Annotated in this window: 20 protein-coding genes; 12 read left to right on the top strand and 8 right to left on the bottom strand. The window is 67.6% G+C overall.

Features of this window, described 5'->3' with window-relative positions:
• The 4 genes from GBO37_RS09110 to GBO37_RS09125 form a co-directional block, all read right to left on the bottom strand.
• The coding region (locus GBO37_RS09110; protein WP_252928536.1) for a hypothetical protein at positions 1-2,016 on the bottom strand (2,016 nt) is incomplete at its 3' end.
• The gene (locus GBO37_RS09115; RefSeq protein WP_252928539.1) at positions 2,013-4,760 is read right to left on the bottom strand and encodes a DUF4159 domain-containing protein; all 2,748 of its coding nucleotides are present in this window, start codon (positions 4,758-4,760) and stop codon (positions 2,013-2,015) included. The genes GBO37_RS09110 and GBO37_RS09115, both read right to left, overlap by 4 nt.
• The gene (locus GBO37_RS09120; protein WP_252928541.1) at positions 4,760-5,623 is read right to left on the bottom strand and encodes a DUF58 domain-containing protein; all 864 of its coding nucleotides are present in this window, start codon (positions 5,621-5,623) and stop codon (positions 4,760-4,762) included. The genes GBO37_RS09115 and GBO37_RS09120 overlap by 1 nt, the downstream gene beginning before the upstream one ends.
• On the bottom strand, positions 5,620-6,627 hold the full coding sequence (locus GBO37_RS09125; protein ID WP_252928545.1) for a MoxR family ATPase: 1,008 nt from the start codon (positions 6,625-6,627) through the stop codon (positions 5,620-5,622). The genes GBO37_RS09120 and GBO37_RS09125 overlap by 4 nt, the downstream gene beginning before the upstream one ends.
• A 63-nt stretch (positions 6,628-6,690) precedes the next feature.
• Here GBO37_RS09125 and GBO37_RS09130 point away from each other — a divergent pair, with 63 nt between their 5' ends.
• From GBO37_RS09130 to metK, 7 genes are all read left to right on the top strand, one after another.
• Positions 6,691-7,236, top strand: coding sequence for a DUF1285 domain-containing protein (locus tag GBO37_RS09130; RefSeq protein ID WP_252928546.1), 546 nt, complete (start codon positions 6,691-6,693; stop codon positions 7,234-7,236).
• Positions 7,237-7,995: a hydroxypyruvate isomerase family protein gene (locus tag GBO37_RS09135; protein WP_252928548.1), complete on the top strand. Its 759-nt coding sequence runs from the start codon at positions 7,237-7,239 to the stop codon at positions 7,993-7,995. It begins immediately after the preceding gene.
• A 218-nt stretch (positions 7,996-8,213) separates the two neighbouring features.
• Positions 8,214-9,338 carry a hypothetical protein gene (locus GBO37_RS09140; protein ID WP_252928550.1) on the top strand — a complete coding sequence of 375 codons (1,125 nt, stop codon included), beginning with the start codon at positions 8,214-8,216 and terminating at the stop codon, positions 9,336-9,338.
• 142 nt (positions 9,339-9,480) lie between these two features.
• A complete protein-coding gene (gene typA / locus GBO37_RS09145; protein ID WP_045980726.1) occupies positions 9,481-11,301 on the top strand; it encodes a translational GTPase TypA in 1,821 nt (606 codons plus the stop codon).
• A gap of 258 nt (positions 11,302-11,559) precedes the next feature.
• Complete coding sequence (locus GBO37_RS09150; RefSeq protein WP_252928553.1) at positions 11,560-12,204, top strand: TetR-like C-terminal domain-containing protein; 645 nt, start codon at positions 11,560-11,562, stop codon at positions 12,202-12,204.
• A gap of 75 nt (positions 12,205-12,279) precedes the next feature.
• On the top strand, positions 12,280-13,665 hold the full coding sequence (gene ahcY, locus GBO37_RS09155; RefSeq protein ID WP_045980728.1) for an adenosylhomocysteinase: 1,386 nt from the start codon (positions 12,280-12,282) through the stop codon (positions 13,663-13,665).
• Between the two features lie 4 nt (positions 13,666-13,669).
• Positions 13,670-14,848 (top strand): methionine adenosyltransferase, encoded by a 1,179-nt coding sequence (gene metK / locus GBO37_RS09160; RefSeq protein WP_252928554.1) that lies wholly within the window; start codon positions 13,670-13,672, stop codon positions 14,846-14,848.
• A 38-nt stretch (positions 14,849-14,886) separates the two neighbouring features.
• Here metK and GBO37_RS09165 read toward each other — a convergent pair whose 3' ends face one another.
• Positions 14,887-15,345, bottom strand: coding sequence for a type II toxin-antitoxin system RatA family toxin (locus tag GBO37_RS09165; protein WP_045999186.1), 459 nt, complete (start codon positions 15,343-15,345; stop codon positions 14,887-14,889).
• Between the two features lie 71 nt (positions 15,346-15,416).
• On the opposite strand from GBO37_RS09165, the gene GBO37_RS09170 reads away from it, so the two are divergent.
• Complete coding sequence (locus tag GBO37_RS09170) at positions 15,417-15,596, top strand: hypothetical protein (RefSeq protein WP_252928557.1); 180 nt, start codon at positions 15,417-15,419, stop codon at positions 15,594-15,596.
• A gap of 137 nt (positions 15,597-15,733) precedes the next feature.
• On the opposite strand, the gene GBO37_RS09175 is transcribed toward GBO37_RS09170, so the two are convergent.
• Positions 15,734-16,570 carry a neutral zinc metallopeptidase gene (locus GBO37_RS09175; protein ID WP_045980732.1) on the bottom strand — a complete coding sequence of 279 codons (837 nt, stop codon included), beginning with the start codon at positions 16,568-16,570 and terminating at the stop codon, positions 15,734-15,736.
• A gap of 147 nt (positions 16,571-16,717) precedes the next feature.
• On the opposite strand from GBO37_RS09175, the gene GBO37_RS09180 reads away from it, so the two are divergent.
• The 4 genes from GBO37_RS09180 (at position 16,718) to GBO37_RS09195 (ending at position 21,789) form a co-directional block, all read left to right on the top strand.
• Positions 16,718-17,296, top strand: coding sequence for a YqaA family protein (locus GBO37_RS09180; RefSeq protein ID WP_045980733.1), 579 nt, complete (start codon positions 16,718-16,720; stop codon positions 17,294-17,296).
• Positions 17,293-17,760 (top strand): disulfide bond formation protein B, encoded by a 468-nt coding sequence (locus GBO37_RS09185; RefSeq protein WP_045980734.1) that lies wholly within the window; start codon positions 17,293-17,295, stop codon positions 17,758-17,760. The genes GBO37_RS09180 and GBO37_RS09185 overlap by 4 nt, the downstream gene beginning before the upstream one ends.
• Before the next feature lie 103 nt (positions 17,761-17,863).
• Entirely contained in the window at positions 17,864-20,641 is a 2,778-nt protein-coding gene (gyrA, locus tag GBO37_RS09190; protein WP_371927532.1) for a DNA gyrase subunit A, read from the top strand.
• A gap of 59 nt (positions 20,642-20,700) precedes the next feature.
• Positions 20,701-21,789 (top strand): AI-2E family transporter, encoded by a 1,089-nt coding sequence (locus tag GBO37_RS09195; RefSeq protein ID WP_084697130.1) that lies wholly within the window; start codon positions 20,701-20,703, stop codon positions 21,787-21,789.
• A gap of 42 nt (positions 21,790-21,831) precedes the next feature.
• Here the strand turns inward: GBO37_RS09195 and GBO37_RS09200 are convergent, their stop codons facing one another.
• Both GBO37_RS09200 and GBO37_RS09205 read right to left on the bottom strand, forming a co-directional pair.
• The gene (locus GBO37_RS09200) at positions 21,832-24,294 is read right to left on the bottom strand and encodes a DUF3772 domain-containing protein (RefSeq protein ID WP_252928558.1); all 2,463 of its coding nucleotides are present in this window, start codon (positions 24,292-24,294) and stop codon (positions 21,832-21,834) included.
• 8 nt (positions 24,295-24,302) lie between these two features.
• Positions 24,303-25,334 carry a cysteine synthase A gene (locus GBO37_RS09205; protein ID WP_252928560.1) on the bottom strand — a complete coding sequence of 344 codons (1,032 nt, stop codon included), beginning with the start codon at positions 25,332-25,334 and terminating at the stop codon, positions 24,303-24,305.
• Between the last annotated feature and the right edge of the window lie 79 nt (positions 25,335-25,413).

Below are 25,413 nucleotides of genomic sequence, written 5' to 3' on the forward strand. Positions count from 1 at the left end.
TCCGGGCAGCAGCGGCTTGCGGTCCAGGCCGGTGACGGTCGCGGCATTGTGCGGGGTGACGCCGATCCAGGGGCCGCCCAAGCCATCGCCGCTGGCCGCCCGGCCCGCACGCGTCTGGCGCAGGTCCGGCACGCCGTCGGACAGACGCTGAACCGACCCGCCACTGGCCTCGACCAAGGGTGTCAGCAGGGGCGCGTCGGCCACCGTCTCCTCGAATTCGCGGGGCGCCGCGGGGCCAAGCGCCAGCACGCGGCGCATGTCGCCATCCGCAAGGCGGTACAGGCCGGGTTCGGGCGCGGTCCAGTCCGCGACGAACCGTCCCGGCCCGTCGGCGGCCAACGGGACCTGGCTGATGCTGCCGTCGGGGGCGGTGACCTGCAGCGGGCCGGCGCCGTCCTGCATGGTGCGGCGGGTGAACCGCACGGCCAGACCGTCGCGGACATCCGCCAGCAGGGCTTCCTCCTCCAGCTCGGGCTCCTTCATCGACCAGTGGGCGATGCGGCGCAGCAGCTCCAGCTGCGGGCCGCCGCCCTCGAACCCGCGCCCCCACAGCCAGACCTGGTCCGAGGTCAACAAAGCGACGCGCCCCTCTCCGACCCGGTCCAGGATCAGCAGCGGCTTGTCCTCGGCCCCGGTCATGGCGACCTGGGCGTCGCTTGTGGGCGTGACCTCGGACAGGCGCAGCCAGCGGCCCCAATCGGGCGCGTCGGGATCGGGGCCGCCCAGGCCCGCGGTCACCGGATGGCGCCGCCCCTCATCGGTCAGGCGCGGCGTGAACGGCTGGTCGATGACGCGACCGGTGGGCCGCGCAGGCAGGATCGGCCCCAGAGGCGACAGGTTCAGGCTTTCGACCGACGCCATTTCGGGGCCGGCCGACACCAGGATCGCGCCGCCTTCCTCGACGTATCGGGCGATGTTCATGTAGTATTCGGGCGGCAGAATGCCCCGCACGCTGTAGCGGTCAAAGATGATCAGGTCGAAATCATCGATCCGTTCCAGGAACAGCTCTCGTGTCGGAAACGCGATCAGCGACAGCTCGTCCACCGGGACGCCGTCGAACTTGTCGGGCGGTCGCAGGATGGTGAAATGGATCAGGTCGACCGCGGCGTCCGATTTCAGCAGGTTGCGCCAGGTCCGCTCACCCGCATGGGGCTCTCCGGATACCAGCAGCACACGCAGGCGGTCGCGCACGCCGTTGATGCTGACGGCGGCGGCATTGTTGCGGTCGGTCAGCTCTCCGGGCGCGTCGTCCAGCGCGATCTGCACGACGTTCTGGCCGGCATGGCCGGGCGTCACCGGCAGGGACAGGCTAGTGTTTAGGGGCACGGCGACGGTCTGCTCGTCCTCGCCGTCCACGGACAGGCGCAGGGTGACGCTGCCGGTGCGGCTGGCCTCGGGGACCAGGCCCTGATCCTCGACGCGCAGGCGGATGGTGACCTCCTGCCCGATCAGGCCAAAGGCCGGGGCCTCCTCGATCACCAGGCGGCGGTCCCAGTCCTGCGGCTGACCGGTCAGCAGCACGTGCAGCGGCGCCGCCATCCCCTGGGGCAGCATCTGCGGGTCGTGCAGGCGGCCATCGGTGACGGCGATCACCCCGGCCAGCCGAGCCTCGGGTTCGGCGGCGATGGCCCGCGACAGGGCGGTCGCCAGCGCCGTGCCGTCATCACTGTCGCCCACGGTCACGCGGCGCAGGTCGGTGCCGGGCAATGCGGCGATGCCCGCGGTCAGGTCGTCCACCGCCTGATCGACCTGCGCGGTGCGCCCCGGCAGGGCCTGGCTGGCAGAGCGGTCATCCAGCAGGATCACGATGTCGGACAGGGCCGCGCGCGTGCCCAGCTCCAACGCCGGACCGGCCAGAGCCAGCGCAGCCGCCAGCCCCGCCAAGCCGCGCCATGCCCACCCCCGCAGCCCGCGCCACAGCGCGAATGCCGCGACCAGCACCGCCAGCGCGGCCAGCATGCCGATGGCCCACCACGGCAGGGCCGGGTCGAACCGCAGCTGGGTCAGGGATGTCATGGTGCCAGGATCTCCTCGGTCCGCAGGCGGTCCAACAGGGCGGGCACATGCACCTGGTCGGATTTGTAGTTTCCGGTCAGCACGTACATCACCAGGTTCACGCCGAACCGGGCCGCCATCTCTCGCTGGCGGTCACCCTCCCAGCCCTGTCCGATGGGATAGGCGGCATAGCCGTCGGCGTTGACCGCCCAGGCCTCGGCCCAGGAATTGCCGCCGATGATGACCGGGCTGACCCCGTCATTCAGCTGGCGGAACGGCACGCCGGCCTCGGCCTGGGACGTGACGGTCGGGGCCTCGGCCCAAACCGGATTGCCCTGCCAGCGGCCTGGAAAGTCGTCCAGCAAATAGAATGTCCGCGTCAGCACGTGATCGTCTGGAATGGGCGCCAAGGGCGGGATGTCCAGCGGCGCGGCCAAGCGGCGCAGCGCCTGCGACATGTCGGGGCCGCCGACACCCGCGATGTCGCCGTCGCGTGTGTCGAACAGGATCATTCCCCCCGACCGCAGAAAAGCGTTCAGCCGCAGATAGGCCTGTGGTCCGGGCGCGGGCTGTGCATCGGTGATGGGCCAGTACAGGAACGTCAGCAGCGACAGGTCGTCCTGGTCCAAATCGATCCCGATCGGCTGTCCCGGCTCGACCGAGGTGCGGCTGCGCAGCGCCTGCGACAGCCCGGTCAGACCCTGCTCCGATGCCTGATCGATCCGCGCGTCACCCGTCACGACATAGGCCAGCGCCACGTCGGCCGCGGCCCGCATCAGATCGGGATCCAGGTCCTGCGCCTGCGCCCGCGGTCCCGGCAGCATCGCCAAAACAAGCGCGACCGCCGCCATGGCCCCCCGCCTGCGTCCGCGCCCCAGCCAAGCCGACCCAATGGCATCCAGCGCCAGCAGCAGCGCCACCGTGGCCAGCAGCGCGCCCTTCAGGTCGCGTCCCGGCGTGGCGGCGACGGCCTCGACGGTGGCGCCGGGCCAGGTCGCCCGCACGAAGGGACCGCCCGCGTTCAGCGCCCGGCGCCGCTCGCCCGCCGCATAGATGCCCGCGGGGCGGTCGGGGCCCGTCCCCTGCGCCAGATCGGCGGCGGGCACCGGGGTCAGGCCCTGGGCGTCGGCGGGACGCCCGAACCCGTCCAGCACGGCCTCGGGCGTCCAGAAGGGTTGGGTCAGGTCCTCGGTCGCAGCCTCGGACGGCGACAGGCGGGCGGTTGCGACAAGGCGCTCCATCATCTGCGGGAACAGGCCCGACAGCGGCAGGTTCGACCATTCGGCATTGGCCGTCACATGGACCAGCACGACCTGCCCCTGGCCAAGCCGGTCGCGGGTGATCAACGGCGTGTTGTCGGACAGCGACGCGATGGTGCGCCCCGCCAGATCGGGCGCGGGCTGGGCCATCAGCTGCGCGCGGATGGACACATCATCCGGCACGGGCAGGCCCGCAAAGGGACCGTCATCGGGGAACGGCGCGAGCCCGCGCGGGTCGCCCCAGGACAGCGCACCGCCGATGTCGCGCCCGCCTTGGCGCAGCGCCACGGGCAGCAGCGGTTCTTCGGCCAGGCGGTCGTAACCGGCCATGCGCGGCCCCGCAAAGCGGATCAGCAGCCCACCTTCGGCCACCCATTGCGCCAGGTCCAGCGTCTCGGCCAGCTGCACCTGATCTGCCAGCACGATCACGTCGGGCGCGGTGTCCAGGACATCGCCCAAGGCGCCTTCGACCAGGTCGGTCGTGGGGGCCAGCGCTTGGCGCAGATAGTGGGTCTGGGCCAACAGCTGCTGGCCTTCGGCCAGCGGATCGCCGACCAGGGCCACCTTGCGGCGGCGCACGCGGTCGTCCGTCAGAACGACCGCGCCGGCATGGGTCTCGGCCTCGATCTGAAAGCGGGTGATCCGGTTGCGCAGTTCGGGCGGCAGGTCGATGGCCACGGGGCGGACGGTCAACCCGTCGGCATCCGTCGCGTCGCCGGGCGTCAGGCTGGTCAGGGCGCGTTCGATCCCCTGCGGATCGGGGCCGATGGCCTGGATCGCCGGGGCGGCATCATCGACCGAGGTCAGCGTCAGCGACGGCGTATCCCCCGCAGCCAGCGTCAGCGTCCGCAGCGGACGCGCGGGCGGCACGACTGTCACCGTGCCGCGATCCGCCAGGGCCGCCAGCCACGCCGCGCGGTTCGGATGATCGGTCCCGTCCGCGATCCACAGCGTCGACAGCGACCCCTCCGGCGCATCGGCCAGCGCGGCGCCCGGATCGTCGGGCAGGCGCGTCGACCAGGGTTGCGGCTGCGCCGCGCGCAGGCCGGACAGCAGGGCATCGGCGGGCTGGAACGCAAGTGCGCCCTGACCCCGTCCGTCGGCCATCAGCAATGCCGCGGGCCGGCCCGCGGCGGCGGCATCCGTCAGGGCGGTTTCGACGCGCGTCTGGCGGGCCGCCCAATCGGGCGCGGCGGCAAAGCCCGCATCCATCACGATCAGCAACGGCCCGTCGGCCGCGGGCTGCACCACGGGGCGCCAGACGGGCCCCGCAAAGGCCAGGATCGCCGCCGCCACCGCCGCCAAGCGGATCAGCAGCAGCCACCATGGCGTGCGGCTGGCGATGGGCGCGCGATCGACAAGCCCCGCCAACAGGGCGACGCCCGGAAAGATCACCCGCCGCGGCGCGGGCGGCATGGCGCGCAGGATCACCCACAGGACCGGCAGCGCGATCAGCGCGCCCAGCAGCCATGGCGCGGCGAAACCCAGGGGCCCCAGCAGCAGCATCAGCGTGCCCCCTGCCCCAGTGCCTGCCACAGCCAGTTCAGCGCCTGTGCGGGGTCGGCGTCCGTCAGATGCGTGCCGAACTGCCAGCCTGCCCGCCGCGCCTGCCCCTCCAGCCAGGCCTGTCGTTCGGCCAGCCGGGCCAGATAGGCCGCGCGCAGCCCGCCGGCATCGCGGCTGTCATGCCGCAGGCTGCCAGAGCGGAACTCGACCGCGCCGTCATAGGGGAAATGCGCCTCGTCCGGGTCCAGGATCTGGAACAGCAGACCCGACAGGCCCAGGCCCGCCGCCTGCCCCAGCAGGTCCGCAACCCAGCCCGGATCGGTCAGGAAATCCGACAGGATCACCACCCGCAGGTTCGGTCGGAGGGCGTGGGCCGGGGCGGCATCCTCGGCGGCGGTATCCGTGGCAAGCTGTTCGGCAAGGCGGTCGGCCTGGATGCGGCCGGCCCGTGCGGATTGGCCCAGCAGCCCGACCTTTTCCCCCCCGCGCAGCATCAGCATGCCAAGCGCCAGTGTCAGGATCTGACCGCGTTCGGCCTTGGTCGGGCGGTCGGGCCCGCCGGTGAAATCCATTCCGGGCGCGCGCGACAGCCACAGGGCAGCGGATTGCGCCGTCTGCGCCTCGCGGTCGCGCACGAACTGGCTGTCTGACCGGCCGGACCGCCGCCAGTCGATGCTGCGCGCCCCGTCGCCCGCGCCCGCGGGGCGGTACTGCCAGAAATCCTCTCCGGGACCGGCGCGGCGCAGGCCATGGGCGCCCGGGGCCACCATCGCGGCCAGCCGTTCGGCCGACAGGATCAGGCCGGGCAGATGCCCGGCGACCCCTTCGGCCCGCGCGCGCAGATCGGTGGGCGTCACGCTCATGCGGCGCGACGGGTGCCGATGCGGTCGTCCAGCAGGCGGCCGATCACCGCGTCGACCGTCTCTCCGCGTGCCCGGGCAGCGAAGGACAGCGCCATGCGGTGCCGCAGCACGGGCGCCGCCATCGCGGCCACGTCGTCCAGCGTCGGCGCATAGCGGCCGTTCAGCACGGCACGCGCGCGGCTGACCAGCATCAGCGCCTGCGCGGCGCGCGGACCCGGTCCCCAGGTCAGCGCATCGGTGACGAAGGACGCGGCCTCGGGTACGCCGGGGCGTGCCGCGCGGACAAGGTCCAGGATCGCCTCGACCACGGTCTCTCCCACGGGCATCTGGCGGATCAGGCGCTGTGCCGCGATCAGCTGGTCGGGGGTGAAAGCGGCATGCGGCGTGTCATCCTCAAGGCCCGTGGTCGCGATCAGGATCTGACGTTCGGTGTCGCGGTCCGGGTAATCGACGTCGATCTGCAGCAGGAACCGGTCCAGCTGCGCCTCGGGCAGCGGATAGGTGCCCTCCTGCTCGATCGGGTTCTGGGTGGCCAGGACGTGGAACGGACGGCCCAGGGGGCGGTGCTGGCCGCTGATGGTGACCTCGCGCTCCTGCATGGCCTGCAGCAGGGCGGACTGGGTGCGGGGGCTGGCGCGGTTGATTTCGTCGGCCATCAGCAGCTGGGTAAAGACCGGCCCCTCGATGAAGCGGAACGCCCGGCTTCCGTCTGGCCGCGCGTCCAGGACCTCGGACCCCAGGATGTCGGCGGGCATCAGGTCGGGCGTGAACTGGATGCGGGCACTGTCCAGGCCCAGGACCGTCGACAGCGTGTCGACCAGCATGGTCTTGCCCAGGCCCGGCTGCCCGATCAGCAGCGCGTGTCCCCCGGACAGGATCGACGCAAGGACCTGTTCGACCACCTCGTGCTGGCCCACGAAACGGCGTTCGACGCTGGCGCGGGCGTCCGACAGGCGGGCGGCCAGGGCCTGGACCTCTTGCACCAGAAATTCGTCCGACGTCATGACATTGCCCCCGCGCTGGTTTAAGGAAAGCATAGGCAGTCCAGACACAGGCGACCAGATCGAATGGCGGAAAACGGTGACAAAAGCGTGAACCCCGACGGGCTGGCCCAGGCCGCGGCGATCGCAGCCAAGGACGGGCCGGCGCCCGTGCATCTGTGGAACCCGCCCTATTGCGGAGAGATGGAGCTGACTATCTGCGCGGACGGCACCTGGCTGCACGAAGGTACCCCCATCGGACGCCCCGCGATGGTGCGCCTGTTCGCCAGCATCCTGAAGCGTGAGGGCGACCGATTTTACCTGGTCTCTCCGGTCGAGAAGATCGGCATCCGGGTCGAGGATGCGCCGTTCCTGGTCACCGATGCCGACATCGCCCAGGACGCAATCACTTTTACCACCAACATGGGCGAACGGGTGACGGCGGGCCCGGATCACGCGATCATCGTCCGCGGCACGGCCGAGGTTCCGCGGCCCTATGTCCATGTGCGCGGCGGGCTGGAGGCGCTGATCGACCGCAAGACCTTCTACCGCCTGGCAGCCGCGGCCGATCCCGGGCCCGACGGGCGCGCGGCGGTGCGGTCCGGCGGACAGTCCTTCGCGCTGGAGCCTTGAATGCCGCAGTTCGCAGCCAATCTGACGACGCTGTTCACCGAACTGCAGATGATCGACCGCTTTGCCGCCGCGGCCGAGGCCGGGTTCACCGGGGTCGAGATCCTGTTCCCCTATGACATCGCGGCGCAGGACCTCTATCGCGCGTCGGTCAAGACGGGGCTGCCGATCGTGCTGATCAACGCGCCGCCGCCGAACTGGGCCGGCGGACCGCGCGGGTTTGCTGCGGTTCCGGGGCTGGAGGATCGCTTTCGTCGCGATTTCGAACGCAGCCTGCGCGTGGCGCAGGCGCTGCGCGCGCGTCACATCCACATCATGGCCGGTCGCGCCGAGGGTGCTCAGGCGCTGGAGACCCTTGTCGCGAACCTGTCCTGGGCCGCGGATCGCGCCCCCCATGCCAGCCTGACGATCGAACCCGTGAACGACACCGACATGCCGGGCTATTTCCTGACAGATTACGGCATGGCCATCGACATCATCGACCGCATCGCCGCGCCGAACCTGGGGCTGCAGCTGGACACCTATCATGCGCAGGTCATCACGGGCGACATGCAGGCCTGCTGGCGCAAGGTCGCCCCGCTGGTGCGCCACATCCAGATCGCGGGCCATCCCGGCCGGAACGAGCCCGACGTCGGCACTCTGGATTATCCCGCCCTGTTCGCGGAACTGGACGACTGGGGGTATCGCGGCTGGGTGTCGGCCGAATACGCCCCCGTCCGAACCACCCAGTCCGGATTGGGCTGGCTGCACGCCGCCGGTTGAACCCGCGCAACATCCGGTCGGATTTTCCTGTGCAACAGGGAACTTGCGCGCAGCGTGGTCCGTTTGCTGACAGATGCGTCGCCGTGTCGCGCCCCCGGGCGCGGCAGACGCCGAAAGCAAAGGGAAAATGCCATGAACTCGATCATCTACATTGTCGGCTTGGTTGTCGTCGTCCTGTTCGTCCTGTCGTTCCTCGGCCTGCGTTGAGGGCTAACAGCATGAACGAAAACCTCGAAGCAGCCGGCACCGGCTCGCGCCCCCATGTCGACTGGGCATCCATCCTTGCCGGTGCGGCCATCGCCGCAGGCGCCTCGGTCGTCTTCACGGGCTTCACGGCTGCCATTGGCCTTGGTTCCGTCTCGGCAGAGCCGGGCGAAGGTTTGGGCACGTTCGCCCTGATCCTGGTCGGCCTGTTCGCCTTCGCGTCCATGGTGGCCGTCTATGGTCTGGGTGGATACGTGTCGGGACGGATGCGCCGTCGCACCCATTCCGGTGAGGACCAGACGGATGCACGTGATGGCATTCATGGCCTGACCGTTTGGGCGATCGGAATGATCCTGACGGGCATCCTGGCCGCAGGTGCGGCGTCCAGCGGCGTTCGCGCGGCCGGCAATGCGGCGTCGACCGCGGTCGAAGCTGCAGGTTCCGCCGTGGGTGGTGCCGTTCAGGGCGCCGGTCAGCTGGCCGGTGGAGTCGTCGGTGGCGTTGGCCAGATCGCTGGCGGTGCCGTCAGCGGCGTCGGTCAGTTGGCTGGCGGCGCGATTTCGGGCGCCGGTGAGGCCGCTGGTGGTCAGGACATGGGCGGCAATCCGCTGGACTATGTGACCGACCGTCTGCTGCGCAGCGAGGCTGCGGCACCGGATCAGTTCTCGAACGAGGCGATCCGCAATGAGGTCACCGGCATCTTGGGCACCGTGCTGCGCACGGGCGAGGTGGCCGATGACGATCTTGACTATCTGCGCGACGCGCTTGCTGCCCGTACCGACCTGACCCCGGCCCAGATCGACGCCCGCGTCGAGGAAGCCGTGACCCAGGCCCAGGACCTGCGTGCCGAAGCCGAAGCCCGCATCGAAGAAGCGCGGACCCAGGCTGAGGAAGCCGTGGCCGCTGCCGAACAGCGCGCCCAGGAACTGCAGGCGCAGGCCGAACAGCAGCTGCAGGAGGCACAGGATGCCGCCATCGCCGCTGCCGAATCCGCCCGCCGCGGTGCGGTGTGGAGCGCGCTGTTCCTGGCCGTGTCGTCGCTGGTTGCCGGTCTGGCCGCCTGGATGGGCGCCATCAAGGGCGGTTCGGACCGCGATGCCGGCCGCGTCTGGGGAGGCCTGTCGCGTCGCCGCACCTGACGGGACCGTCTCCGTCCGACGCGACGGAACTGTGACAAGCGTGGCCCCCGACCCCCGTGTCGGGGGCCATGCGCATTTGCGGGCTGGCATTCGCGGCCCTTATCGGCTAGGGCAGCCGCGAAACCTACAGATTAAGGCCGTCATGGATATCCGCAACATCGCCATCATCGCTCACGTCGACCACGGCAAAACCACCCTGGTGGACCAGCTGCTGCGTCAGTCGGGGTCCTTCCGCGACAACCAGGCCGTCGCGGAACGCGCGATGGACAGCAACGACATCGAACGTGAACGCGGCATCACCATTCTGGCCAAGGCAACCTCGGTCGAATGGAAGGGCACCCGCATCAACATCGTTGACACGCCCGGCCACGCCGATTTCGGCGGCGAGGTCGAACGCATCCTGTCGATGGTGGACGGCGTCTGCCTGCTGGTCGACGCGGCGGAAGGCCCGATGCCCCAGACCAAGTTCGTGACCTCCAAGGCACTGGCCCTAGGCCTGCGCCCGATCGTCGTGCTGAACAAGGTCGACAAGCCCGCAGCCGAGCCCGACGAGACGCTGAACGATGTGTTCGACCTGTTCGCCAACCTGGGCGCCAGCGACGAGCAGCTGGACTTTCCGCATGTCTATGCCTCGGGCATCGGCGGTTGGGCCGACGCGACGCTGGACGGCGAGCGCAAGAACATGGACGCGCTGTTCGACCTGATCCTGAAGCACGTGCAGCCGCCCAAGCAGATCACCCGCGCGGACGAGCCGTTCCAGATGCTGGCGACCACGCTCGGCGCCGACGCCTTCCTGGGTCGTCTGCTGACCGGTCGCGTCGAGGCGGGCACCGCCAGGGCCGGCGACACGCTGAAGGCGCTGTCGCGCGACGGCGAGCGGCTGGAGCAGTTCCGCATCAGCAAGATCATGGCGTTCCGCGGCCTGACCCAGACCCCGATCGACGTGGCCGAGGCCGGTGACATCGTGACGATCGCGGGCATGGCCAAGGCCACCGTGGCCGACACGCTGTGCCATCCGGACGTGATGGAGGCCCTGCCCTCGCAGCCGATCGATCCCCCGACCATCAGCGTCACATTCGGCATCAACGACAGCCCGCTGGCCGGCAAGGACGGCAAGAAGGTCCAGAGCCGCGTGATCCGCGAGCGCCTGATGAAGGAAGCCGAGATCAACGTCGCCATCAAGGTCGAGGACACCCCCGGCGGCGAGGCCTTCGTTGTCTCGGGTCGCGGCGAACTGCAGATGGGCGTCCTGATCGAGAACATGCGCCGCGAAGGGTTCGAGCTGTCGATCAGCCGCCCGCGCGTGATCTACAAGGAAGAGGACGGCCAGCGCCTGGAGCCGATCGAGGAAGTCATCATCGACGTCGATGATGAATACACCGGCGTGGTGATCGAGAAGCTGACCGGCGACCGCAAGGGCGACCTGGTCGAGATGCGTCCTGCCGGCGTCGGCAAGACGCGCATTGTGGCCCATGTCCCCTCGCGTGGCCTGATCGGCTATCAGGGCGAGTTCATGACCGATACGCGCGGCAACGGCGTGCTGAACCGCATCTTCCACGGTTGGGCGCCGCACAAGGGTGCCATCCAGGGCCGTCGCCAGGGCGTGCTGATCAGCATGGAGAACGGCGTGTCCGTGTCCTATGCGCTGTGGAAACTGGAAGATCGCGGCAAGTTCTTCATCGGCGCGCAGGAAGAGCTGTATCAGGGCATGATCATCGGCGAACACAGCCGGGACAACGACCTTGAGGTGAACCCGCTGAAGGGCAAGCAGCTGACCAACGTCCGTGCCTCCGGCACCGACGAGGCCGTCCGCCTGACGCCCCCGGTCCGCCAGTCGCTGGAAGAGGCGATCGCCTATATCAACGACGACGAACTGGTCGAGGTCACGCCAAAGAACATCCGCCTGCGCAAGCGGCACCTGGATCCGCACGAACGCAAGCGCGTCGCACGGTCCGGCGCCTGATACGCATCCACCGCAAGGTTGCTGAAATCACAGGTCCGCGTGCCCCCCCGGCACGCGGACCTGTCCATTTAGATATGTCGCCAAGGCGACACTTCGTGCTATGATTGTCTTATCCGAATTGTGCACCCGTTTAAGATGCACAAATTTGGTTGCTACACAGATTCCACGGCTGCTTTTCTGGGGCATTCTGGCCCTAAATCACATTCAAGTCATCTGTTTTCGTTTGGCCCACCCCGCAACGGATCGGATTGCATCGTGATGAAACACCTGTCGGAACGCCGTGACCCCAGGGGTCTGCACGACCGCGCCATCAGTGCCGCGATGACGCTTGTCCTGGACCAACGCCGCCAGCCCCCCACGATTGCCGATATCGCCGAAGCCGTCGACGAACCCGTCGAACGGGTCCGTGCCTTGTTCACCGACGAACGCGCCCTGCTGGTGGCCAGCGTCGAACAGGCGCTGGTCGTGCTGATCGACAGTTGCACCCGCGCGGTGGTCCGCGTCAATCCCGACGACCCCGTCGCGCAGTTCCTGAGCCTGGGCGACACCTATCTGGATTGGGCCTGCCGCTATCCCGCGCAGTTTAGGCTGCTGCAGGACTGCGATCTGACCAACGCGCGGCACGAACCCATCCTGCGGCGCTATACCGACAGCATCGCCGATCTGACGCTGCGCATGCTGGCGCGGGCCCGCGATACCGGTCGCCTGCACCCGCGCGAGGATATTGCGATGCTGGCCCTGTCCGCGCGCTGCTATGTGGTGGGGCTTGCGCGGCTGGTTCTGGACGGCCGCCTGAAGGATTGGACCGAGGAGCGCGATTCCCTGACCACCGCCAAGCATCTGACGCATGATTTCGTGCATCGCATGGCGCGCAGCAGCCAGCCCCATATGGCCGGCATGTGACGGATTAGCCCCTTTCGGACCCATGGTGCTTGCGGTATCCCGGTTGCAACCTGTGAATGACCGAAGAGAGCAGCCGTGACCGATTACATCATCAAGGACATTGCGCTGGCCGAATACGGCCGCAAGGAACTGGACATCGCTGAGACGGAAATGCCCGGCCTGATGGCGCTGCGTTCCGAATACGGCGAGGCCAAGCCGCTGGCGGGTGCCCGGATCGTCGGCAGCCTGCACATGACCATCCAGACCGCCGTCCTGATCGAGACGCTGACCCAACTGGGCGCGGATGTCCGTTGGGCGTCCTGCAACATCTACTCGACCCAGGATCACGCCGCTGCCGCCATCGCCGCCGCGGGTGTCCCGGTCTTCGCCATCAAGGGGCAGAGCCTGGCCGAGCATTGGGATTACCTTGATCGCTCGTTCCAGTTCCCCGAGGGCCCGAACCTGATCCTGGATGATGGCGGCGATGCGACGCTGTACATCCTGCTGGGTGCCCGCGCCGAGGCCGGCGAGGACGTGATCCCCGTGCCGCAGTCGGACGAAGAAACCGTCATCAAGGCGCAGATCGCCAAGCGTCTGGCGCAGTCGCCCGGCTGGTTCACGAAGATGCGCGACCAGATCGTCGGTGTGTCCGAAGAGACGACAACCGGCGTCCACCGCCTGTACGATCTGCAGAAGAACGGCCAGCTGCCCTTCCCCGCGATCAACGTGAACGACAGCGTGACCAAGTCGAAATTCGACAACAAGTACGGCTGCAAGGAATCGCTGGTCGACGGCATCCGCCGTGCCACCGACGTGATGATGGCGGGCAAGGTCGCCGTCGTCTGCGGCTATGGCGACGTGGGCAAGGGCTCGGCCGCCAGCCTTCAGGGCGCCGGCGCCCGCGTGAAGGTGACCGAGGTCGATCCGATCTGCGCGCTGCAGGCCGCGATGGACGGGTTCGAGGTCGTGACCCTGGAGGATGTGGCCGACAGCGCCGACATCTTCATCACCACCACCGGCAACCGCGACGTGATCCGGCTGGAGCACATGCGTGCCATGAAGGACATGGCGATCGTCGGCAACATCGGCCATTTCGACAACGAGATCCAGGTCGCGGCGCTGCGCAACCACAAATGGACCAATATCAAGGACCAGGTGGACATGATCGAGATGCCTTCGGGCAATCGCATCATCCTGCTGTCGCAGGGGCGCCTGCTGAACCTGGGCAATGCCACGGGCCACCCATCCTTCGTGATGTCGGCCAGCTTCACCAACCAGGTGCTGGCGCAGATCGAACTGTGGACCAAGGGTGACGACTACAAGCCCGGCGTCTACATCCTGCCCAAGGCGCTGGACGAAAAGGTCGCGCGGCTGCACCTGGACAAGATCGGTGCGAAACTGTCCGTGCTGTCGTCCGAACAGGCCGCCTATATCGGCGTGACGCCCGAGGGCCCCTTCAAATCCGACCATTACCGGTATTGATGTCATGACAGAATATTCGACCTTCACCTCGGAATCCGTGTCCGAGGGCCATCCCGACAAGATCGCCGACCAGATTTCGGACGCGATCCTGGACGCCATCCTGGCCGAGGACGCGCGCGCCCGCGTTGCGTGCGAGACCATGGTCAAGACCGGCGTCGCCATCATCTCGGGAGAGATCACCACCAGTGCCTGGGTGGATCTGGAATCCATCGTGCGCGGGGTGATCACCGACATTGGCTATAATTCGTCGGATGTGGGGTTTGACGGGGCGACCTGTTCGGTCATCAACATCATCGGCAAGCAGTCGCCCGAGATCAACCAAGGCGTCGACCGCGCCAGCCTTGAGGAGCAGGGCGCAGGCGACCAGGGCCTGATGTTCGGCTATGCCAGCGACGAGACCGACGTGCTGATGCCCGCTGCGATCACCTATGCCCATCGCCTGGTCGAACGCCAGGCGGCGGTGCGACGCGACGGGACCCTGCCCTGGCTGCGCCCGGATGCCAAATCGCAGCTGACGCTGCGCTATGACGCCAACGGCCGCCCCGAGGGGATCGACGCGGTCGTGCTGTCCACCCAGCACAACCCCGAGATCAGCCTGGCCGACCTGCGCGAGGCGGTGATCGAGGAGATCATCCGCCCGGTCCTGCCCGCGGAATGGCTGTCGGACGCAACCAACTTCTTCATCAACCCCACCGGCAAGTTCGTCATCGGCGGTCCCGTCGGCGATTGCGGCCTGACCGGGCGCAAGATCATCGTCGACAGCTATGGCGGCATGGCCCGTCATGGCGGCGGCGCGTTCTCGGGCAAGGATCCGTCCAAGGTCGACCGCTCGGCGGCCTATGCTGGCCGTTGGGTTGCCAAGAACATCGTGGCGGCCGGTCTGGCCAAGCGCTGCGAGATCCAGGTCAGCTATGCGATCGGCGTGGCCGAGCCCACCTCGATCAGCCTGAACTGCTTCGGGACCGAAACCGTGCCGGTCGACCGGATCGTCGCGGCCGTGCGCGAGGTGTTCGACCTGCGCCCGTTCGCGATCATCCGCGAACTGGACCTGCTGCATCCGATCTATCGCCCGACGGCCAGCTATGGCCATTTCGGTCGCGAACCCTATGCGTTGAACGGGGCGACAGCGTTCAGCTGGGAACGCACCGACAAGGCAGATGCGCTGAAAGCGGCGCTGAGCTGAACGACGAAGGCCGCCCTACCGGGCGGCCTTTTTCCTTGTCATCCATACAGCTTGCGGGCTCGATCCTCGAAAGCGCGGACGATGCGGGACATTGCCTCGTGGAAGACGACGCCGATCAGGCGTTGCAGGATCGCGTTCTTGAATTCGAAATCGACGAAGAACTCGACATGACAGCCACCTTCCGGGCGATCCTTGAAGGACCAGCCGCTGCGCATGTACTTGAACGGGCCGTCCAGATATTCCGTGTCGATCTTCCAGACGCCGTCCTGTTCGGGCCACAGGACGACCCGGCTTCCAAAGCGTTCCCGAAAGACCTTGAAGCTGATGACCAGATCGGCGGCGATCTCCTCCGCGCCGTCGGGGCGGGTGGTGCGCGTCCGGATGCGGGCCGCACTGTTCCAGGGCAGGAACTGCGGATAGCTTTCGATATCGGCCACCAGATCGTACATCTGGCGGGCACTGTAGGGAAGGTTGCGGCTGTCGCGGTGGTTCGGCACGGGCTATCGCTCTTGAGTTTCGTCGCGGCGTCTGTTTCGATTCGGCACCGATTTAACAGGCAGGACGCGCGATGAACATGATATGGCTGCTGCGTGCGGCAAAATGGGCGCGCAACCCTCCCAGTGCCAAGATGGTCAAGCTGGTGATCGCCGTGATCGCGGTCGGGCTTGCGCTGCTGGCGCTGGAAAAGCTGGGCTGGTGGCCGGACTGGGCCACGCAGGACCAACGCCCGCACCGCCTGCCCCGCTGACGGTCAGTCGCGATCGCGAATGGCGACCGGACGTGGCTTGGGCGCACCCAGGGCCAAGGTGATGGCGAAAGCGGCCAGAAGGCCCGCGAAAGTCAGGATCAGGGTCATCATTTCCTCCGGTCTGTTTGGTGTCGGAGTCACAGGGCCCCGGCGCCGAACGTGTCACACTGTCTCATATCGCCCGAGTCGAACCCGCGCATCAGCCATTCTTGACGCTGCGCCGCGCTGCCGTGGGTGAAGCTGTCGGGCATGGGGGTCCGGCCCGCACTGGCCTGGATCACGTCATCGCCGACGGCCTCTGCTGCGCGCATCGCCTCGTCCAGATCGCCAACGTCCAGGGTGCCGAAACGTTCCTGCGCCTGGCGTGCCCAGATGCCGGCATAGCAGTCGGCCTGCAGTTCGGTCGCGACGGACAACTGGTTGGCCTGCGTTTCCGAAAGACCCGGCTGCTGTGCGGCGCCAAGGGTGCCGGTCAGGTTCTGGACGTGATGCCCCACCTCGTGCGCGATGACGTAGGCTGCGGCGAAATCGCCCCCCGCGCCCATGCGATCCGCCATCATGTCGAAGAAGTCGGTGTCCAGATAGACGCGCTGATCGCCGGGGCAGTAGAACGGACCCATGGCCGACGACGCACCACCGCAGGCCGACTGCACCACGCCGCTGAACAGGACCAGGGTCGGATCCTGATAGGCGACGCCCGCCTGCTGCTGCAGCACGGGCTGCCAGACCTCTTCGGTGTCGGCCAGAACCACGCTGACGAATTCGCCCCATTCTTGGTCGCGCTGGCTCAGTTCGGTGGGCTGCCCGCCGCCCTGATCCAGGCCTTGGACCAGCGGCGTCACGTCGATCCCGAAGAAATAGCCGACCGCCAGCACCACCAGCGTGCCCGCCACGCCCAATCCGCCGACCCCGGCGCGGCCCATGCCCCGCCGATCCTCGACATTTCCGCTGCCCCGTCGTCCGCGCCACTGCATGCCCTGGTCCCCCTGCTGGCTGTCGGCCCGAACGCCCCGCCCCGCCGGGGGTTCCCGCCAATCATCACAGCGCCGCGACGGGCGTGCAAGGCGCTTGACGCGACGGCCCTGCGGGGGGATGCACGGGGCACGGACAAAGGGGCGGACATGCTGCGCAGGCTATACGACTGGACCATGGGGCTGGCGTCGCATCGCCACGCGAACGCGTCGCTGTTCACGGTCAGCTTCATCGAAAGTTCGGTCTTTCCGATCCCGCCCGACGTGCTGATGATCCCGATGGTGCTGGCGCAGCGGGCGCGGGCCTGGGCCATTGCCTTCATCGCCACGGCGGGGTCGGTTCTGGGCGCGCTGCTGGGATACGCGATCGGCGCGGTCCTGATGGACAGCGTCGGCATGTGGGTTCTGACCATGTACGGCAAGGAGGCCGCGTTCGACGACCTGGCCGCGCGCTTTGCCGAGTTTGGCGGTTGGGCCGTGCTGGTCGCGGCGCTGACGCCCTTTCCCTTCAAGGTCATCACCATCTTTTCCGGCGCCGTGGGCTTTTCGTTGCCCCTGTTCGTGCTGACCAGCATTATCGGCCGCGCAGGGCGGTTCTATGTCGTGGCCGGGCTGCTGTGGCGGTTCGGGCCGCCGATTCGCGATTTCATCGAACGTCGGCTTGGGCTGATGTTCTCCATCTTCATGGCCTGCCTGATAGGCGGCTTTGCGACGGTGAGGTACCTGTGACGGGCATCAGGCTTTCCCTTCTGGCGGGCGCGGGGTCCGCGCTGCTGCTGATCGCGGCGCTTGGCTTCCAGGCGGCGGGCTATGCCCCGTGCGAGCTGTGCATCCTGCAGCGCTGGCCGCATGTGGCGGCGGCTGGCATCGCGGCGCTGATCTGGCTGACCGGCCGGGTGCGGGCGCTGGCGGTTCTGGGGATGATCGCGGCGGGTGCGGCGATGGGGCTTGCGATCTATCACGTCGGGGTCGAGATGACGTGGTGGGCCGGACCGGCGCATTGTTCGGGCGGCGTGGGCGATCTGTCGCGGATGACCACGCAGGACCTGATGGCCCGCCTGCAATCCGCCCCCGTGGTCCGCTGCGACGAGATCGCGTGGCAGTTCATGGGCGTGTCGATGGCGGGCTGGAACGCGATCCTGTCGGCGGGTCTGGCGGGCCTGTGGGCAGTGGCCGCGCGCAAGGGCGCCTGAGACCCCCGCAAGGCGTGATTTCCTGACCTTGGAGGCGGGGCGCGATTGCCCCCTGCGGCAGGCTCGGCTATACCGAACCCCAACTAGATGTTGAGGAATACCCGTGGCCGACACCCCAGAAGACGATCTGCCCGAAACCCCCGAAGACGGTGCCGCGGGCCGCGTCGTGATGCATCACGACGGCCCCATGATCGACATCAGCGCCGAGATGCGGACCTCGTATCTGGACTATGCCATGTCGGTGATCGTCAGCCGGGCGATCCCCGACCTGCGCGACGGCCTGAAGCCGGTTCACCGCCGCATCCTCTATGCGATGGACGAAAGCGGCAACACCGCCGATAAGCCCTATCGCAAGTCCGCGCGGTCCGTGGGCGACGTAATGGGCAAGTATCACCCTCATGGCGACAGCGCGATCTATGACGCGCTGGTGCGGATGGCGCAGACGTTCTCGATGTCGCTGCCACTGCTGGACGGCCAGGGCAACTTCGGGTCGATGGACGGCGATCCGGCCGCGGCCATGCGCTATACCGAAGTGCGGATGGACAAGCCCGCCAACTTCCTGCTGATGGACATCGACAAGGACACCGTCGATTTCCAGGACAACTATGACGGCAAGGACCGCGAGCCGACCGTCCTTCCGGCGCGGTTCCCGAACATGCTGGTCAACGGCGCGGGCGGCATCGCCGTCGGCATGGCGACCAACATCCCGCCGCACAACCTGGGCGAGGTCATCGATGCCACGCTGGAGCTGATCGCCGATCCCGACCTGCCCACCGAGCGCCTGCTGGAAATCATCCCGGGCCCCGACTTTCCCACGGGCGCCACGATCCTGGGCCGGTCCGGGGCGCGCAAGGCCTATCTGGAAGGTCGCGGCAGCGTCATGATCCGTGCCAAGACCCATATCGAGGAACCGCGCAAGGACCGCTTTGCCATCGTCATCGACGAGATCCCGTATCAGGTGAACAAATCGACCCTGATCGAGCGGATCGCCGAATTGGCCAAGGAGAAGAAGGTCGAGGGCATCGCCACCGTCCAGGACGAATCCGACCGCCATGGCGTGCGCGTCGTGGTCGAACTGAAGCGTGATGCGACCCCCGACGTGGTGCTGAACCAGCTGTTCCGCTTTACCCAGCTGCAGACGACTTTTGGCTGCAACATGCTGGCGCTGAACGGCGGCAAGCCCGAACAGCTGGCGCTGCGCGACTTCCTGACCTACTTTATCAGCTTCCGCGAGGAGGTCGTCGCCCGCCGCACCGCCTACGAGCTGCGCCGCGCCCGTGAACGCAGCCATGTCCTGTGCGGCCTGGCCGTCGCGGTCAGCAATGTCGACGAGGTCGTGGCCACCATCCGCGGCAGCGCCGATGCCGCCGAGGCCCGCGAGAAGCTGATGGAGCGGCGCTGGCCCGCCCATGACATCGTCGAATACCTGCGCCTGATCGACGATCCGCTGCATCCGGTGAACGAGGACGGGACCTACAACCTGTCGGAGACGCAGGCCCGTGCCATCCTGGAGCTGCGCCTGCAGCGTCTGACCCAATTGGGCGTCAAGGAGATCACGGACGAGCTGCAGTCGCTGGCCGACAGCATCCGCGATTATCTGGCCATCTTGGCGTCGCGCGAACGGATCATGGCGATCATCGCGGACGAGCTGCGCGAGGTCCGCAATCTGTTCGCCGTGCCGCGCCGCACCGAGATCGTCGACTGGTCCGGCGACATGATGGACGAGGACCTGATCGAGCGCGAGGACATGGTCGTCACCATCACCTCTGGCGGCTACATCAAGCGGACCGCGCTGGCCGAATTCCGCGCGCAGCGGCGCGGCGGCAAGGGTCTGTCCAGCATGGCCACCAAGGAAGACGACGTGGTCACCACGCTGTTCGTGGCCAACACCCATACCGAGCTGCTGTTCTTCACGACCGACGGCATGGTCTATCGGATGAAGACCTGGCGCCTGCCGCTGGCGGGCCGTACCTCCAAGGGCAAGGCGATGGTCAACATCCTGCCCATCGGCGCGGGCGTCAGCATCGCGGCGCTGCTGCCGATGGATGCGCCGGAAACGGAATGGGACAACTATCAGGTGGTCTTTGCCACGGATGACGGCGACGTGCGTCGCAACGCGCTGTCCGATTTCGGCAGCGTGCGCGCGAACGGCAAGATCGCGATGAAGCTGCCGGAGGGCGTCACGCTGGTGAACGTGCGGATGGCGACCGAGCAGGACGACGTGATGCTGGTCACCGCGCAGGGCCGCGCGATCCGCTTCCCGACCACGGCGGTGCGGGTCTTCAAGGGCCGCGATTCCACCGGCGTCCGGGGCATCCGTCTGGCCGAGGGCGACAAGGTCGTCAGCATGTCGGTCATCCGCCATTTCGAGGCGGACCCGTCCGAACGCGTGGCCTATCTGAAGATGCGCCGTGCGGTTGCCGGTGCGTTGGACGACGGCGCCGAAGCGGACGAGGATGACGACACCCCCGAGGGCACCGTCACCCAGGAACGCTACATCGAGATGTCGGCGGCCGAAGATCTGATCCTGACCATCACCGCCAAGGGATCGGGCAAGATCAGCAGCAGCCACGACTATCCGGTCCGTGGCCGTGGGGGGCAGGGCGTGATGGCGATGGACCGCGCCATGCGGGGCGGCCCGCTGGTCGCCAGCTTCCCGGTCGAAAGCTTTGACCAGATCATGCTGGCGACATCGACCGGACAGTCGATCCGGGTTCCGGTGCAGGGCATCAGCTTCCGCTCGCGCAGCGCGGGCGGGGTGCGGGTCTTCAACACAGCCGCCGGAGAGGTCGTCGTCTCGGTCGCGCGGATTGCCGAACAGGGCGACGCGGTCGACTTGGACGAAGGCGATCCCGGCCAGACCGCGCCCGCGCAGGACTGACATCATCGACCCGACCCCGGCCGCCGGGGTCGGGTTTTTCCGATCCGCAGGGGCGACATTTGGACCATTCGAACGAGACCGTGCTGAGAGAGCGCCTGCAGACCGGGTTTCTGGGGCTGATCGCATTCTCGCTGCTGATGTTCATGCTGGTGCAGGCCAAGTTCATCCTGATCTCTCTGGCGATCGCGATCATCCTGTTCTCGCTGACCTCGGATGCGATCCACGCCATCTCGACCCGGCTTCGGGTGCCGAACTGGTTGGCGACCACGCTGGCGCTGATCGGGATCGCGCTTGGGCTGCTGTGGGTGTCGACCACCATCGTCGCGCAGGTGAACGAGGTGGTGTTCCTGGCGATCAGCTATGCCGAACGGGCGCAGGCCGCCCTGCCCGCCCTGACCGAGCGTCTTGGCCCCGAGGCACAGGAACGCATCATCACGGCGCTGACCAACTTCAACATCACCGGCTGGATCCGGTCGTTGGCGGGACAGGCCTCCGGGCTGCTGTCGGGCAGCGTGCTGGTGATCCTGTTCGTGGGATTCATGTTCGCCGAACAGGTGTGGTTCCCGCTGAAGATCGAGCGCCTGGCCAATGACGCCGACCACGCGCGCCAGATCCGCCGCATCATCGCGTCGATCATGCACCGCGTGAACCGCTATCTGGTGGTCAAGACCGGGGTCAGCGCGGTCACGGCCTCGATCGTCTGGCTGATCTTCTGGACGATGGGGCTGGAACTGGCCACCGCAGTGGCCCTTCTGACCTTCGTCCTGAACTTCATCCCGTCGGTCGGGTCGATCATCGCGACGCTGATCGCGGTCCTTCTGGCCTTCGTGCTGACCGGCGATCCGACGGCCACGGTGATCGTGGGCGTGCTGTGCGCGGTCACGCAGTTCCTGATCGGAAACATCATCGATCCAATGCTGCTGGGCCAGACGCTGCGGCTGTCCAGTTTCGGCATCATCCTGTCGCTTGCCTTCTGGGGGGCGATCTGGGGGGTGCCGGGGATGTTCCTGGCGGTTCCGATCATGGTCGCGCTGATGATCATCTGCGCCCATATCCCCTGGCTGCGGGGCGTCGCCGTGATGCTGTCGCGCGAAGGGTTGCCCGATGACGGTGACAACGACGTCCAATCTGACCGGATGGCGGCCTGATCCGGGACATGCGGCGCCTGGCCCCATGCCCCGGAGGGTCGATCAGCGGCTGTCACCGTCGTCCGGCAGGCCCGGCGCCTCTTCGGCGTCATCGCGGGTCAGTTCGGGGCTGACGGTCGTGGGTGCCGTCACGGCACCCGGCTGCGCGTTTCGCGACGCGGGCGTGTGCGACTGACCGGGCAGCGCCTCGGGGTTGCGCAGCCAGATGTCGCGTTGGGCAAAGGGGATCTCGATCCCCTCTGCGCCAAAGCGCTGGACGATGGAATGCAGCAGGTCCGACGTCACGCCCAGCCCCGTGCCGACATCCGCCAGGATCGCCCGGATCTCGAAGTTGAGGGCATCGGCCCCCAGGCCCCGGAACAGGATCGCCGGTGCCGGGTCGATGGAGACCAGCGGGTGATCCTCGACGATCTCGCGCAGGACATTCTCGACCTTCTTCGTATCGCTGCCATAGGCAACACCGACGGGGATGATGATCCGGCCGACCTTGTTGTGGCGCGTCCAGTTGGTCACCGGCTGGCTGATCAGGTCGCTGTTCGGGACGATCACCTCGGTCTTGTCGAAGGTCTCGACCAAGGTGGCGCGGACCGAGATCTTCTTGACGATGCCCTGCTGGCCGCCGGCGCTGATCCAATCGCCGACGCTGACCGGACGTTCGATCAGCAGAATGATCCCGCTGACGAAGTTCGACACGATGTTCTGCAGGCCGAAACCGATACCGACCGACAGCGCCCCCGCGACGATCGCAAAGGATGACATGTCGATCCCCGCCGAGGTGATGGCCAACAGCGCCGCCAGGAAAACCCCGACATAGCCCAGGCCCGACACCACGGCGTTCTGTCCGCCCGCATCCAGCCGCGTCTTGGGCAGGATCGAGGTGCGCAGCATCCCCTGCACCCCACGCGTCAGCGCATAGCCGATGGCGAAGATGATCAGGAAGGTCAGGATCGCGCCCGGCGACAGGTTCACCCCGCCCAGGCTGATGCCCTGGCGGAACCGGACCCAGTATTCGGCAAGCTCGGCGCCGGACGACCCCCAGATGATCAGGAAGATCGGGATGGACGCCAGGACCAGGCCGAACCCGGTCAGCAGCGGGGCCAGCCCCTCGCGTGCGCCTTCGGCCCCGCGCTGCATCATGTTGAACAGGTCGGCGGTGAAGTCCTGCAGCAGGATCAACAGCCCCACCAGCGCCAGCGAGAACAGCCACGGCCAGACCAGAAGGTTGCCCAGGTTGACGAAACCGGCCGCCGTCAGCAGCACCGCGATCGGCGCGATGATGCGCGTCAGGCGACCCGCCCAGGCCGCAATCCAGTGGCGATAGGACAGGTCCTGCGTCACGGCATCGCGTGTCAGCCGCCGCAGGATGTTGCCAAGCCGGAACATCGCCAGCGCGGCCAGCACGATCAGCACCAAGTGCCAGACGCCGGCCGACGCCTCTCCGAACTGGACGGGGACGCGGCCGACCTGCGCCTCGCCCTGTTCATAAAGGCCCGACAGCGGCAGCATGGCGCGCGACAGGATGTGGTGGATGGCCATCAGCAGGGCCAGCGTCTGGACCATGCGACCTGCCGAGACGCGAGCCTCCTCGGTCATCTGCAGCGAGGTATAGGCGATGGCGGTGCGCGGGAACAGCGCACGGGCCATCCAGATCCCGCCGAACAGGATCACCGCCGCCACCGGCAGCGCATTCAGGAACGGCGTCGTCCACGGTCCGGGCAGACCGGTGGCCTGGATGGCGCTGATGCCCAGATAGACACCCGCCATCGGCACGGCGATCTGGCCCAGGGACACGACGAACGCCAGCACCGCCTTGGAATATTCCGACGCCCGGCTGGACAGGCGGGTGGGCAGCGCCACGATCCATGCCCGTCCATAGGTCAGGATCAGCAGCGCCGCGATCAGGTAGCCCGCGACATAGGGCAGCCGGGGACGCAGGTCGGCCCAGATTTCGGGCGTCGCGTCCTGGCCCGACACCTCTCCTCCGACGCCCTCCAGCAGCGCAAGGCCGTCCGTCGCCGCCGCGGCCCACGATGCGGGCAGCACCGGAGACGGCGTCTGCTTGGCCAGTTCCAGCGCCTGGCGTTGCCGCACGATCTCGTCGATCTGGCCGATGATGGAATTGGCACGGCTGGTGGCCTCGGTCGCGGCGATGCGGGGGGCCTGGGCGGTGGACAGCTGCTGGTTCAGCTCGGTCCGCCGGTTTGCGACCTCCTCATCTTCCGTCGCACCCTCGGCAGGCGCGGGGCCAAGGGCCTCGATCTGGTTGCGCAGGGTGGCGATGCGGTCGCCGTTGGCGTTCTGACCCTCCTGCAGCCGATCCCGCCAGTCGACGATCCGCGCCCGCGTGCGGGCCAGCTCCTCGTTGGTGGCCTGGGGGTTCGCGGTCAGCGACTCGGCGCGTTCGGCGACCTGGTTCCAGGTGTCATAGTTTACGGATTGGGCGATGGCGGGCGCGGCTGTCAGGGCCAGCAGCGCCACCAGGAACGTTGCAATCAGATGTCGCATGAAACCTTTCAGTCTTCGTATACCTGCGGCAGATCCGGCGCCGGACGGGTCAGCCATTCCGGTACGGGAAGGCCCTTGGCGCGCAGAAAGTCGGGGTTGAACAGCTTTGTCTGATAGCGGGTTCCGTAATCGCACAGGATGGTGACGATCGTATGGCCCGGCCCCATCTCGCGCGCCATGCGGATGGCGCCCGCGATGTTGATGCCGGACGATCCGCCCAGGCACAGCCCCTCGTCCTTCAGCAGGTCGAAGACGATGGGCAGCGCTTCCTCGTCGGAGATGCGCCAGCTGTAATCGGGGGTGAACCCCTCCAGGTTGGCCGTGATGCGGCCCTGGCCGATGCCTTCGGTGATCGAACTGCCGGGGCTGTCGAACTCTCCGGTGGTGTAGAACGAATGCAGGGCCGCGCCTTCGGGATCGGCAAGGCCGATCTTGACGCCCTTGGGCTGCAGCGCGTCCGCGACGCCCGCCAGCGTGCCGCCGGAGCCCACCGCGCAGATGAACCCGTCGACCTTGCCGTCGGTCTGCTCCCAGATCTCGGGTCCGGTCGTCTCGACATGGGCCTGGCGGTTGGCCACGTTGTCGAACTGGTTGGCCCAGATAGCCCCGTTCGGCTCGGTGCGCGCCAGCGCTTCGGCCAGACGGCCGGAATATCGGACATAGTTGTTGGGGTTCTTGTAGGGGGCGGCCGGAACCTCGACCAGGGTCGCGCCGGCCAGCCGCAGCATGTCCTTCTTTTCCTGGCTTTGGGTCTCGGGGATGACGATCACCGACTTGAACCCCATCGATGCGCCCACCAGCGCCAGGCCGATGCCGGTATTGCCGGCCGTCCCCTCGACGATGGTGCCGCCGGGGCGCAGCGCGCCGCGCGCGACCGCATCCTTGATGATGTACAGCGCCGCGCGGTCCTTGACCGACTGGCCGGGGTTCATGAATTCGGCCTTGCCGAGGATCTCGCAGCCGGTCTCCTCGCTGGCGCGGTTCAGGCGGATCAACGGGGTGTTGCCGATCGCGTCGGCCAGATCAGAATAGATTCGCATGGCGATCGACCCTTTGTTCACAGGTGCAGGACTTTCCATTTACCTATACGCCCCCGGGTTGGAGGGGCAACCCCGCCCT

This window comes from Paracoccus sp. 08 (assembly GCF_024105395.1).
In the GTDB taxonomy this organism is placed as follows: Bacteria; Pseudomonadota; Alphaproteobacteria; order Rhodobacterales; family Rhodobacteraceae; genus Paracoccus; species Paracoccus marcusii.

Bases quoted from the DNA above. Each gene is read 5' to 3' on its own strand.
- GBO37_RS09135 (WP_252928548.1), top strand. From the start codon at position 7,237: ATGCCGCAGTTCGCAGCCAATCTGACGACGCTGTTCACCGAACTGCAG.
- GBO37_RS09120 (WP_252928541.1), bottom strand. From the start codon at position 5,623: ATGAGCGTGACGCCCACCGATCTGCGCGCGCGGGCCGAAGGGGTCGCC.
- GBO37_RS09180 (WP_045980733.1), top strand. From the start codon at position 16,718: ATGCTGCGCAGGCTATACGACTGGACCATGGGGCTGGCGTCGCATCGC.
- GBO37_RS09140 (WP_252928550.1), top strand. From the start codon at position 8,214: ATGAACGAAAACCTCGAAGCAGCCGGCACCGGCTCGCGCCCCCATGTC.
- GBO37_RS09205 (WP_252928560.1), bottom strand. From the start codon at position 25,334: ATGCGAATCTATTCTGATCTGGCCGACGCGATCGGCAACACCCCGTTG.
- GBO37_RS09200 (WP_252928558.1), bottom strand. From the start codon at position 24,294: ATGCGACATCTGATTGCAACGTTCCTGGTGGCGCTGCTGGCCCTGACA.
- GBO37_RS09130 (WP_252928546.1), top strand. From the start codon at position 6,691: ATGGCGGAAAACGGTGACAAAAGCGTGAACCCCGACGGGCTGGCCCAG.
- GBO37_RS09175 (WP_045980732.1), bottom strand. From the start codon at position 16,570: ATGCAGTGGCGCGGACGACGGGGCAGCGGAAATGTCGAGGATCGGCGG.
- GBO37_RS09125 (WP_252928545.1), bottom strand. From the start codon at position 6,627: ATGACGTCGGACGAATTTCTGGTGCAAGAGGTCCAGGCCCTGGCCGCC.
- typA (WP_045980726.1), top strand. From the start codon at position 9,481: ATGGATATCCGCAACATCGCCATCATCGCTCACGTCGACCACGGCAAA.
- metK (WP_252928554.1), top strand. From the start codon at position 13,670: ATGACAGAATATTCGACCTTCACCTCGGAATCCGTGTCCGAGGGCCAT.
- GBO37_RS09170 (WP_252928557.1), top strand. From the start codon at position 15,417: ATGAACATGATATGGCTGCTGCGTGCGGCAAAATGGGCGCGCAACCCT.
- GBO37_RS09115 (WP_252928539.1), bottom strand. From the start codon at position 4,760: ATGCTGCTGCTGGGGCCCCTGGGTTTCGCCGCGCCATGGCTGCTGGGC.
- GBO37_RS09150 (WP_252928553.1), top strand. From the start codon at position 11,560: ATGAAACACCTGTCGGAACGCCGTGACCCCAGGGGTCTGCACGACCGC.